The organism is Sphingomonas sp. (assembly GCF_051962185.1).
Taxonomy (GTDB): domain Bacteria; phylum Pseudomonadota; class Alphaproteobacteria; order Sphingomonadales; family Sphingomonadaceae; genus Sphingomonas.
In genome coordinates, this window is record NZ_JBQCCN010000163.1 from 1 (window position 1) to 10,932 (window position 10,932).

General features: G+C 67.9%; 10 protein-coding genes and 1 pseudogene. 2 read left to right on the forward strand and 9 right to left on the reverse strand.

All coding sequences use genetic code 11. The annotated features are described in order from the left end of the window. Positions 1-158: 158 nt before the first annotated feature. The gene (locus ACTHJR_RS10050) at positions 159-659 is read left to right on the forward strand and encodes an MmcB family DNA repair protein (protein ID WP_440523022.1); all 501 of its coding nucleotides are present in this window, start codon (positions 159-161) and stop codon (positions 657-659) included. Positions 660-854: 195 nt separating this feature from the next. Here the strand turns inward: ACTHJR_RS10050 and ACTHJR_RS10055 are convergent. From ACTHJR_RS10055 to ACTHJR_RS10075, 5 genes are all read right to left on the reverse strand, one after another. Next, positions 855-1,812 (reverse strand): IS630 family transposase gene (locus ACTHJR_RS10055; RefSeq protein WP_440523023.1). Its coding sequence is split into 2 segments (ribosomal slippage): positions 855-1,460 and positions 1,462-1,812, totalling 957 coding nucleotides; the frame shifts between segments, so codons are not numbered across the junction. Between the two features lie 93 nt (positions 1,813-1,905). After that, positions 1,906-3,483 carry a bifunctional phosphoribosylaminoimidazolecarboxamide formyltransferase/IMP cyclohydrolase gene (gene purH, locus ACTHJR_RS10060; protein WP_440523024.1) on the reverse strand — a complete coding sequence of 526 codons (1,578 nt, stop codon included), beginning with the start codon at positions 3,481-3,483 and terminating at the stop codon, positions 1,906-1,908. Between the two features lie 45 nt (positions 3,484-3,528). Then, a complete protein-coding gene (locus ACTHJR_RS10065; protein WP_440523025.1) occupies positions 3,529-5,253 on the reverse strand; it encodes a heparinase II/III family protein in 1,725 nt (574 codons plus the stop codon). Then, a complete protein-coding gene (gene rpe, locus ACTHJR_RS10070; RefSeq protein ID WP_440523026.1) occupies positions 5,250-5,912 on the reverse strand; it encodes a ribulose-phosphate 3-epimerase in 663 nt (220 codons plus the stop codon). The genes ACTHJR_RS10065 and rpe overlap by 4 nt, the downstream gene beginning before the upstream one ends. An 8-nt stretch (positions 5,913-5,920) precedes the next feature. Continuing rightward, the gene (locus ACTHJR_RS10075; RefSeq protein WP_440523027.1) at positions 5,921-7,180 is read right to left on the reverse strand and encodes an RsmB/NOP family class I SAM-dependent RNA methyltransferase; all 1,260 of its coding nucleotides are present in this window, start codon (positions 7,178-7,180) and stop codon (positions 5,921-5,923) included. 61 nt (positions 7,181-7,241) lie between these two features. Here ACTHJR_RS10075 and ACTHJR_RS10080 point away from each other — a divergent pair, with 61 nt between their 5' ends. Further along, a complete protein-coding gene (locus tag ACTHJR_RS10080; RefSeq protein WP_440523028.1) occupies positions 7,242-7,400 on the forward strand; it encodes a DUF1674 domain-containing protein in 159 nt (52 codons plus the stop codon). Between the two features lie 119 nt (positions 7,401-7,519). On the opposite strand, the gene ACTHJR_RS10085 is transcribed toward ACTHJR_RS10080, so the two are convergent. From ACTHJR_RS10085 to ACTHJR_RS10100, 4 genes and pseudogenes are all read right to left on the reverse strand, one after another. Next, positions 7,520-8,563 carry a sensor histidine kinase gene (locus tag ACTHJR_RS10085; protein WP_440523029.1) on the reverse strand — a complete coding sequence of 348 codons (1,044 nt, stop codon included), beginning with the start codon at positions 8,561-8,563 and terminating at the stop codon, positions 7,520-7,522. Further along, the gene (locus ACTHJR_RS10090; RefSeq protein ID WP_440523031.1) at positions 8,563-9,009 is read right to left on the reverse strand and encodes a response regulator; all 447 of its coding nucleotides are present in this window, start codon (positions 9,007-9,009) and stop codon (positions 8,563-8,565) included. The genes ACTHJR_RS10085 and ACTHJR_RS10090 overlap by 1 nt, the downstream gene beginning before the upstream one ends. Continuing rightward, positions 9,006-10,517 (reverse strand): sensor histidine kinase, encoded by a 1,512-nt coding sequence (locus ACTHJR_RS10095; protein WP_440523032.1) that lies wholly within the window; start codon positions 10,515-10,517, stop codon positions 9,006-9,008. Before ACTHJR_RS10095 ends, ACTHJR_RS10090 begins: the two co-directional genes overlap by 4 nt. A 68-nt stretch (positions 10,518-10,585) precedes the next feature. After that, positions 10,586-10,932 (reverse strand): annotated as a pseudogene (locus ACTHJR_RS10100) (3'-5' exonuclease); the annotation flags it as partial.

Consider the following 10,932-nt stretch of genomic DNA (forward strand, 5'->3'; position numbering starts at 1 on the left):
GCGGGTGGGGGGGCCCCCCCCCCCCCCCCCCCCCCCCCCCCCAGGCGCCCAGCGGGGGGGCCGGGGGGGGGGGGGCGCGGCTGCCACCGCCTGTTTGGCGTGAGCCGAACCAAAAAACGCGGCTTTTCGGTGTTCTCCTGATGTTCTAAAGCGGGGAGATGTTCGATGCGTCTCCCCGTTGTCCGCCCGTCGGATCAGAGGCGCTGTGCGCGGCCGATGTCGCGCGCGGCGTCATCCGTATGCTCGCGCGCCACGATCTCGCGGCGATGACCGAGGTGCCGCTCGACGGCGGACGTCGGGCCGACATCATGGCGATCGATTCGCGTGGCCAGATCGTCATCGTCGAGATCAAGGTGTCGCGCGCCGATCTGCTCGGCGACGGCAAGTGGTTCGACTATCTCGACCATTGCGACCGCTTCTTCTGGGCCGTGCCCGACGGCTTCGACCATGGCCCGCTCCACGGCGAGGCGTTCCTGCCCGACCGCTCGGGCGTGATCATCGCCGACCGCTACGACGCCGCCATCCTGCGCGAAGCCGCCACCTATCCCCTGAGCGCGCCGGGCCGCAAGAAGTGCACGCTCACCTTCGCTCGGCGCGCAGCGCGTCGGGCAAGCGGGCTGGCCGACCCCGAACTGGGATTCCTGCTGCAGGCTGAGTGATTTTACTCGCACAAAGACACGAAGCCACGAAAATAGGTCAGCCTGACGGCGCGCTGCCGACTGCAATTGAGACGACCGATCGAAAGAGCCTCGCAAAGCGAGGCTCAATTTCGGTTTCCCAATCCGCGTTCATTCATGAGAACAAAGCCCATCTTCGTGTCTTCGTGTCTTTGTGCGACCTAGAGCATCGTGCCGTTAATATGGTCCATATCCGGCTTTGCTGAAGTAGTTTGAGCATTCGTCGGAGTCGAAGAGATTGCAGATGTCGCCGATGGCCTCGATGAGGGCGTCGAAGGTTCGAGCTGCGGCCTTTCGCAGGTGTGCTTTGAGTTTGGCGAAGGCCATTTCGATCGGGTTCAGATCGGGCGAGTATTGGGGCAGGAAGAGCATCCACGCGCGGCGTGCATGGACGGCGGCCTCGGCCTTGGCGCTTTTGTGAACCGACAGATTGTCGAGGATCACGATGTCGCCTGGCGCCAGCGTCGGGGCGAGCTGCGTCTCGACGTAGATGTTGAAGGCGTCACGATCCATTGCGCCGGGGATGACCCAAGGCGCCGTCAGCGCGTCGTGGCGCAAGCCTGCGATGAAGGTCTGCGTCCCCCATTTGCCGAACGGGGCACGGGCTTCGAGCCGCTTTCCCCGCGCTGCTCGTCCACGCAGGCGTGTCATCTTGGTGTTGATCGAAGTCTCGTCGATGAACACCAACCGCCCCGGGTCGCGGCGCATATAGGGCTGTCGATAGTTGACCCAGACCCTGCGCCGTTCCGCAACGTCAGCGCGCGCGCATTCCGATGCCATCAGCTGTTTTTTTATATGTGAGCCCCGCCCGGCACAGCAGCTTCGAGAGCGAGGCTGGGGCCGCGGTCACACCCCGTTCGGCATGGAGCCGCACCGCCAGCTCCGGCATGGTGATGTCCGGCTCGGCTTCGACAATCTCGATCAGATAATCCAGATGCTGAACCAGGGGACCCTTGCCCAAGGGCCGGCCCTGCTTGCGCGGCTTCGGGCTGCCCTCCTTCGCCGCTCGGTCGCTCCACCGGATAGCCGAACTCGCGCTCACCGAAAAGCGCTCCGCCGCCGCCCGGCGCGAACTACCAGCCGCCACCGCCTCAATCACGCGAAGCCGCAAATCGTCAGATCGACACACGCCCATGATCCACCTCCAATGAGGTTGAATCACAATCCGCCCCAAATGGGAATCCTCCGATTCACAGTATCAGCGCGACGCTCTAATCGACGACCAAAATCAGTGCCGGAAATGCCGCATCCCGGTGAACACCATCGCCAGCCCGGCCTCGTCCGCCGCCGCGATGACCTCGTCGTCGCGGATCGAGCCGCCCGGCTGGATCACCGCGGTGGCGCCGGCTTCGACTGCCGCCAGCAAGCCGTCGGCGAACGGGAAGAACGCGTCCGAGGCGACCGCCGAACCGATCGTGCGCGGCGTCGCCCAGCCGGCCTTTTCGGCAGCGTCCTTGGCTTTCCACGCCGCGATCCGCGCCGATTCGAGGCGATTCATCTGCCCCGCGCCGACGCCCGCGGTGGCGCCGTCCTTGGCATAGACGATCGCATTCGACTTGACGTGCTTGGCCACGGTCCAGGCAAACAGGCAATCGGCGAGTTCCTGTGGCGTCGGCTGGCGCTTGGTCACGGTCTTGAGGTCGGCGGCGGTGATGCGGCCATTGTCGCGGCCCTGGATCAGCCAGCCGCCGGTGATCGACTTGGCGTCGAGACCGGCGCGCGCCGGATCGGGCAGTTCGCCGGTCAGCAACAGGCGCAGGTTCTTCTTGGCCGCGAACAGGGCGATCGCTTCCTCGTCGGCATCGGGCGCCACCACCACCTCGGTGAAGATTCCGGTGATCTGGCGCGCGGTCGCGGCATCGAGCGGCCGGTTGACCGCGATGATGCCGCCGAACGCCGACACGGTGTCGCAGGCGAACGCCTCGGCATAGGCCGTCTCGAGGCTGGCTGCAGCGGCGACGCCGCAGGGATTGGCGTGCTTGACGATGACGCAGGTCGGTTCGGCATCGCGGAATTCGGCGACGAGCTGGAGCGCGGCGTCGGCGTCATTGAGGTTGTTGTAGCTCAGTTCCTTGCCCTGCACCTGGCGGGCCTGGCCGATGCCGCGCGCGGCGGGGCCGGTCGCGGCGTAGAAAGCCGCTGCTTGGTGCGGATTCTCGCCATAGCGCAAAGTCGACTGGTGCTTGAGCGTGATCGGCAGCGTGTCGGGGAACATCTGTCCCTGATCGGCGAAGCCGAACCAGCTGGCGATCATGCCGTCATAGGTTGCGGTCGCGGCGAACGCCTTGGCGGCGAGCTTGCGGCGCTCCTCCAGCGTGGTGTCGCCCTTGTCGAGCAGCGCGTAATCGGCCGGATCGGTGACGATCGCGACGTAAGCGTGGTTCTTGGCCGCCGAGCGCACCATCGACGGGCCGCCGATATCGATATTCTCGATGATCTCGTCGCGCTCGGCACCCTTCGCCACGGTCTGCGCGAAGGGATAGAGATTGACCACGACCAGATCGATCGCGCCGATCGCATGCTCGGCCATCGCCTTGGCGTGCTCGGGATCGTCGCGCACCGCGAGCAGGCCGCCATGGACGATCGGGTGGAGCGTCTTGACCCGCCCGTCCATCATCTCGGGAAAGCCGGTCAGGTCGGACACGTCGCGGACCGTCAGCCCGGCATCGCGCAACGCCTTGGCGGTACCGCCGGTCGAGACCAGCTCGACCCCGTTGGCCGCCAGCTTGGTCGCCAGTTCGACGATCCCGGTCTTGTCGGAAACGGACAGCAGCGCCCGCCGGATGGGGACGATGTCGGTGGTCATGGCGATTTCCTGTGCTGCGATCGGGGACGCCGCCCCCATTGCCGATCAGGTCGCGCGCTTCAAGGCCCAGCTGATATTCTCGCCCCCGGCGGCGGCCTCGCCGCTCACCACCAATTGCTGGGTGGAGACCGGGCGCCCGTCGGAATCGACCCACAGGCTCTCCTCGATCGTCAGCGCGCCGCCGCGGCAACGGAATTGCCACAGCTTTCCCGAGGGCAAGCGGAGAAGTGCCGCCATGCCGTCGGCGGTCGGCGCGGCCTCGACCCCGGCACCGAGGTGGAAGCGGATCGCGAAGGGGATCGTCCCGACCTTGCGCTTGCGCCCGGCCGGCAACAGCATGTCGTCGCCGCGCAACTCGCGGCCGTCGCCGGCCAGCACCAATTGGCGGCGATGGAGGAAGCCGTAGCGCCGCGCGTAGCCGTCGTGGCTCGCCTCCAGCCGGCTCGCACCGCTCGATTCCTGGCGCGCCAGCTCGACCTCGGCGACGCCCTTGCCGAGCGTGCCGTCGCTGTGGATCGCCGTCGAATTGCTGTCACCGACGACCAGCGTCGAATGCGCCGCGGTGGTGCGCAGCCCCTCGGCCAGGGTCGCCGGGATCTGGAGGATTGCCGATCGCGCGCCACCGCAATTGACGACCAGCCGTTCGGCGCCGTCGGACATTTCGAATGCCAGGGTCGAGGCGCAGCCGCCCTCGGTCAATCGCGACACCGGCGGGGGAGCTGCGTCGACGATCACCACCGCCTCGCCTTGCGCCAGCCGCTGATAGCCCCAGTCGCGCGCCTGGCGCAGCGGCCGCGCGCGCACGCCAGTCGCGGTCACGATCTCGTCGATCCGCTCGCCGCGGAGCGGGCCACCGCCTTGCCAGCTCGACAGGCCATGGTCGCCGTGACAGACGCCCTGCAGCGCCGGCACCATCCGCCCGAGCGCGGCCGACAGCGATGCCGGGGGCGCCAGCCGCCGCGCGGTATAGGCCTCGCGCAACATGGTCAGCAGCATGATGATGTCGACTTGCGCCAGCGGCGCGCGCGCGATTACCCCGCCGTCCTCGTACACTGCGGTCTCGATTGCCTTTTCCAGGCCGTCTTCGCCGATCTGGCGGCGCGGGTCGCCGCCGGGGATCAATAGCCCGGCGCAGATCACCCCACACCACGCCGCGATCCGCGCGACCCCGGCGGGCGCCTTGTCGGCGCTGCGGTCGAGGTGCCGCGCGCCGCGCGCCAGCGTGTTGAGCACCTTGCTGCGATAGACCAGATCCGACGAGGACAGGATCAGCGGCGCGTGCGCGGTCCAGTGCAGGATGCGCCGACCCCACAATTCGGGGGTCCAGGCGGGCTCGCTGACCTTGTCGGCATGCGCTTCGAGCCACAGCCGCATGATCGTCTCGGCGACCGGCACGCCGACCGCGCGCGTCGCCACGGTCGACAGGTCGCGCAGCCAGGCGAAGCTGTGGAGATGCTCGCCCAGCGGCTTGGACCAAACCGGCTTGGCGAAATCGAGATCGGCGATTGCCACGCTCTCCCCGCGCAGCAGCACGCGGCCGTCGAGCAAGGCATTGCCGCGCCGCGCGTCGCCGACGAACGGATCCTCGGGTACCGCGACCAGCTTGAGCGGATGGCGTCCGCGCAGGCGAAAGGCGTGGAGCGGCGTGCGCCAGGTCAGCCGGCGGAAGCGTTCGGCGACGCGGTCGGCGAGCGACAGCCCGGCGCCGCTCCCGATGCGGATCAGCCGCTTGCCTTCGTCGATGCCGTCGGGCGCGCGCTCCTCGGTCACCCGCCCCTCAACGCCGCGATATTGGCGGCATAGGCGTCGGGCCCGCCGCGGAAAGTGGCGGTGCCTGCGACCAAGGCGTCGGCGCCCGCCGCGATCACTTGCGGCGCAGTCTCGCGGTCGATACCGCCATCGACCTCCAGGTCGACCGATAGGCCCTGCTTGTCGATCATCTTGCGGATCGACTCGATCTTGCGCAGCGCCGACGGGATGAAGCTCTGTCCACCGAAGCCGGGATTGACGCTCATCACCAGCACCAGATCGACTTCCTCGAGCAGATAATCGAGCATCTTGGCCGGAGTCTGCGGAGTCAGCACGACGCCGGCGCGCTTGCCCAGACTGCGGATGTGGCGAAGGCTGCGGTGCGTGTGCGGCCCCGCCTCGACATGGATCGAGATGGTATCGGCGCCCGCTTCGGCGAACTGGTCGAGATAGGGATCGACCGGCGCGATCATCAGATGGACGTCGAGCGGCTTGGTGGTGTGCGGGCGGATCGCCTTCACCACTTGCGGGCCGATCGTGATGTTGGGGACTAATTGTCCATCCATTACTTCGACATGGATCCAGTCGGCGCCGGCGGCGTCGATCGCCCGTACTTCCTCGCCCAGTCTGGCGAAATCGGCACTCAGGATCGACGGGGCAATACGGACGGGTTGGGACATGCTTTGCTCTAACCGGCCCTCGCGAATCGGGCAATGAAGAAGCCGTCGCAGCCGCCCTGCTGTTCAAGCGCACCGGGCAAAATGCGTACCCAACCGCGCTCATGCGGTGCGATTCCGGCCGGCAATTCATCGGCGCGGACCGGATCGAGCGCGAAGTCGCGATTGGCTGCCAGGAAAGTCTCGACCTGGTCCTCGCCTTCCGCGCGCTCGATCGAACAGGTCGCATAGACCAGCCGCCCGCCCTTCTTCACCCAGCCCGCCGCCTGGACCAGCAACTCGCGCTGCAGGTCGGCGGCCTGCTCGATGAGCGCGGGATGGATGCGGTGGAGGACGTCGGGATGGCGACGGAAGATGCCGGTGGCGGTGCACGGCGCGTCGAGCAGGACGGCGTCGGCCGGCGCGGGCGGCGACCATCGGGCGGCATCGGCGGTGACGACCTCGGCGTCGAGATGGGTACGCGCGAGATTGTCGCGGAGTCGTGCCAGACGACTTTCCGAGGCGTCGATCGCGGTGACGGCCCAGCCGGCGGCGGCGAGCTGCATGGTCTTGCCGCCGGGCGCGGCACAGGCGTCGATCGCCTTCCCCTGCCCTCGCCCGAGCAGTCGCGCCGGGATCGCGGCGGCGAGGTCCTGGACCCACCAGGCACCCTCGGCATAACCGGGGAGATCGGGAATCGCGGTACCGCGCGGCAGGCGCCGCTGGTCGGGCATCAGCTCGAGCCCCTCGGGCCCCTCCTCGCCGCGCAGCGACAGGTCGAGCGGCGGCGGTTCGGCCAGTGCGCGGCGCGCGGCCTCGACCATTTCGTCGCCCCAGGCCGCTTGCCAGCGCGCGGCGACCGCGTCGGGCAGCGTCGGCACGTCCGGCAGAGCCGCCTTGCGCCGGTCGAGCGTGCCGAACACGCCATGGACCAATTTGCGCGGGCCGCCGTCGACCAGCGGCAGCACGGTCGAGATCGCGGCATGCGCCGGCGTCCCCAGCCGCAACGCCTGGGCGAGTGCGATCCTGAGCGCGAATCGCGCCTTGGCGTCATGGGGCAACGGCCGCTGCGTCGCCGAATCGATCAGCGCGTCGAGGTCGGGCAGGTACCGCAGCACTTCGGCTGCGATCGCCCGGGCCAGCGCGCGGTCGTTGTCGGCGCGCAGGCTGGCGAGAATACGCGGCGCCGCCTGATCGATCGTCTCGCCGCGCCGGAGCACGGCGTCGAGCAGGCGCAAGGCGGCTTGGCGCGCGGGAACGCCGGGGGGAAGGCTTGCTTGATTACCAGTCATCGCCGGCCCATGTGGACGTTCGTGCCGCGCATCGCAAATCGCGCGGCCGACAAGGACCGCCATGCCCCGCCCGCCGCACGTCAAGCCGCCCGCCTATCTGACCCCGAGCCCGCCGGTCCCCGAGCCGGAAAAGGTCGAGACGCCGAAAGACGATCCGCTGGGGGACGACCCGACGCGTTACGGCGACTGGACGCTCAAGGGCATCGCGGTCGATTTTTAGGCCTGCGGCGGCCTTCTCTCCTCCGTCACCCCGGCCTTGTGTCGGGGTCCACTCCTCCACAACCGAGATGCAGTGTCGTTGCACGGTGGATGCCGGCACAAGGCCGGCATGACGACTGATTAAGCGATCGCTCCGCGCAGCACTGCCCGCACGCCGCCCGCGCTCGAATCATATTCGACCGAGCTCCGCAGGCTCTGCGCCATCGCGCGGATCAGGCGGCTGCCGAGGCCCGAGCCTTGTGTGCGGGGCTCGGCGCTCAAGCCGATGCCGTCATCCTCGACCGCCAGGACATAGGCGTTGTCGGCGCCGTCGCGGGTCAGCGACACGCGCACTTCGCCCGGGCTCGACGGCGCATAGGCATATTTGAACGCGTTGGAGACCAGCTCGTTGACGATCACCCCCAGCGATACCGCGCGGTCGGTCGGCAGGCGGATCGAATCGGCGGTGAGGGTCAGCGCGCGCTTGGGATCGTCGCTCGCCCAGGCCTCGCCGAGTTCCTCGACCAGCGCCTCGAGATAATCCTTCATGTCGACGCCCTCGACATCGTCGCTGGTGTAGAGCCGGCGATGGACCTGGGCGATCGCCTCGATGCGGCGTTCGGTGTCTTCCAGCGCCTGGCGCGCCAGCGGGTCGGCGAGTGCGCCGGCCTGCAGCCGGATCATCGCGGTGACCAATTGCAGCGAATTGGCGACGCGGTGATTGACCTCGTGCAGCAGTGCCTCGAGCCGGGCGTTCGATGCCCGCAATTGCTCCTCGGCCAGCGCCTTGCCGCGTTCGAGCGCGTGGCGGACGCGGACCTGGTCGAGCGTCGCGGCAAGCAGGTCGAAGAAGTCGCCGCCGACCGTCTTGACGACATAATCGGCCGCCCCCGCCTTCAACGCGGCGATCGCGACCCGCCCCTCCTCCGACCCGGTGACATAGACGATCGCCGGCGGGTCGGGCAGCTTGCGCAGCCGCTTGAGCGTTTCGAGCCCGTCCATCCCGGGCATGTAATGGTCGACCGCGACCAGGTCGAAATGCGCGGCCTCGGCCAGCCGCACGCCGTCGGGCCCGTCCTCGGCGCACGTCACGTCGAACCCGCGCCGGGTCAGCGCGCGCTGCGCCAGCGTGCGCAGCCCGGCATCGTCGTCGATATAGAGAAGGCGGCGGAGCGAGTTGGGCATCAATGCTCCGCGACGTTCGGGACCTGGATCACCGACAGGAACAGGCCGAGCTGGCGGATCGCCTGGGCGAAACTCTCGTAATTGACCGGCTTGGTGATGTAGACGTTGCAGCCGAGATCGTAGCAGCGCTGGATCTCGACCTTGTCGTCGGTGGTGGTGAGCACGACCACCGGCGTGCGCTTGAGCGGGCTGTCCTCGGCCTTGATCCTGGCCAGGATGTCGGTCCCCGACATGTCGGGCAGGTTGAGGTCGAGCAGGATCAGCGCCGGGCCGTTGAGCGCGGGCCCCTTCTCGTCATGATAGAGATAATCGAGCGCGCGCGTGCCGTCGGTGAAATGGGTGATGTCGTTGAGGATGCCGGCACGGCGAATGTTCTTCTCGATCAGCCGGGCATGGCCCTCGTCATCCTCGATCATGACGATGGAAACGCTGCGATGGTCATTCATGCTTTTGATCCCGTATCCGAAAGCTGCGCGGGCAGCGAGACAGTGAAGATGGTTCCTACGCCGAGTGTCGACGTCACGCCGATCGTGCCGCCGAGGCGATGGACCAACGCGCGAACATGCGCCAGGCCGATCCCCTCGCCCGGCTGGTCCTGCGTGCCGGAGCGGCGGAACAGGTCGAAGATGCGGACATGGTCCGCCTCGGCGATGCCGCGGCCGTTGTCGGCGACCTCGATGATCCGCCGATCGCGTTCGCTGCGGCCGCGGATGACGATTCGTCCGGGGCGGTCGGGCGACGAATATTTGACCGCATTCTCGACCAGGTTGGACAGGATCTGCTCGATCGCCACGCGGTCGCCGACCAGGCTCGGCAAGGGCGGCTCGATGACGATCTCGGCGCCGCGCTCGTCGGTCAGGTGCATCACGCTGTCGCGAATGTTGGCGGCGATGTCGGCGAGCGCCAGCGGCTCGGGCGAGAGCACGCGACGCCCCTCGCGCGACAGCCGCAGGATCGCGTTGATCAGCCGGTCCATCTTCTGCGTCGATGCGCGGATGAAGCCGATCGCTTCGGGCAGATCCTCGCGCGCCGCGACGCGCGCCTCGTCGGTCAGGATGCCCGGCGCGCGCTTCTCGGCGGTGTCGATCAGCTCGCGCAGCGTGGTCGTCGCGGTATCGAGTTCGGCGGTGAAGCCCATCACGTTGACCAACGGCGACCGCAAATCGTGGCTGACGATATAGGCGAAGCGCTGGATTTCCTCATTGGCGCGGGTCAAATCGGCGGTGCGCTCGGCGACCGCGCCTTCCAGGTCGCTGTTGAGCAATTGCAACCGGTCGCGCGCGTCGGTCAGGTCGCGCATGTAGCGCAGCACCACCGCGAGCGAGGTTGCCCCGACCAGGACGATCAGCGCCCCGGCGACGATCAGGACGATGTTGAACGTATCGAGGCTGGCTTGCTGTTCGGCATCGCGCGTGGCGAGCAACTGCCGCTCGTCGGCGCCCATCGCGGTCAGGACCTGGCGGATGGCGGCGATGCGGTCGACATTGCCCTCGGCGACGAAGGCCGCGACCGCGGCATCGCGCCGGCCCGCTCCGGCGAGCGCGATGGTCGCGTCCTGCCGCGCGCGAAACGCCGCGAGCTGGCCACGCAAATCGGCGATGCGTCGGGCCTGGCTGGGATTGTCGCGCGTCTGTTGGGCGATCCTGTCGAGCGTGGGAGCGAGCCGCGCGGTCGCGTCTCGCGCGGTTTTCAGATAGTCGGCGGTCCCGGTCATGATGTAGCCCCGGCGCGCGGTTTCGCTTTGTTCGACCAATACGCGCAAGCGGCTGATCGTCACTTCGACATCATAGGTATGGTTGACGAGGTCGGTATGGTCGTTGGTCTGGCCTGTGATCCAGGCCGCGGCGATTCCTGCGACGACCAACCCGGCGAAGCCGACCAGCATACAGGCGACGAGAAACTTTCTCGCCCACCCCTCGCGCGCTTCGATACGCCTGAAGAACGCAACTGGCATGTCGTGCGTTCCTAGGGTGGCGATGGTGAAAAGGCCAGCGATGCCGCGTTGATCTCGATCAACCGGACTTACAGCAGCAGCCCCTGCAAATTGGGCCGCCCGACCGCGCCGCCGCTGCGTCGCCGGGCCAGCTCGGTCTCCGCGGTGAAGCGGATGTCGGGGTCGCGGTCGGTCAGGAAACCGGTCAGGCTGTCCTCGGCGATCTCGCTCCAGTCCTTGCCGCGGTCGGGGCCGTAGCGGACACGTGGCAATAGCCCCGGCTGCTTCGACCATGCGATCAATTGCGCGACCGATGCCTCGTTGAGCATGTCGCGCAGATGGTGCGCGGTGACATAGGCGTCGGGAAAGGCGCGGTGCGCGGGCAATCCGCGTTCGTGCTCCAACCCCTCGGGCTTGCGCCAATAGCGCAGCACCT

Coding starts and splice junctions, on each gene's coding strand:
- ACTHJR_RS10050 (WP_440523022.1), top strand. CDS start 159: ATGTTCGATGCGTCTCCCCGTTGTCCGCCCGTCGGATCAGAGGCGCTG.
- purH (WP_440523024.1), bottom strand. CDS start 3,483: ATGACCACCGACATCGTCCCCATCCGGCGGGCGCTGCTGTCCGTTTCC.
- rpe (WP_440523026.1), bottom strand. CDS start 5,912: ATGTCCCAACCCGTCCGTATTGCCCCGTCGATCCTGAGTGCCGATTTC.
- ACTHJR_RS10075 (WP_440523027.1), bottom strand. CDS start 7,180: ATGACTGGTAATCAAGCAAGCCTTCCCCCCGGCGTTCCCGCGCGCCAA.
- ACTHJR_RS10080 (WP_440523028.1), top strand. CDS start 7,242: ATGCCCCGCCCGCCGCACGTCAAGCCGCCCGCCTATCTGACCCCGAGC.
- ACTHJR_RS10085 (WP_440523029.1), bottom strand. CDS start 8,563: ATGCCCAACTCGCTCCGCCGCCTTCTCTATATCGACGACGATGCCGGG.
- ACTHJR_RS10090 (WP_440523031.1), bottom strand. CDS start 9,009: ATGAATGACCATCGCAGCGTTTCCATCGTCATGATCGAGGATGACGAG.
- ACTHJR_RS10095 (WP_440523032.1), bottom strand. CDS start 10,517: ATGCCAGTTGCGTTCTTCAGGCGTATCGAAGCGCGCGAGGGGTGGGCG.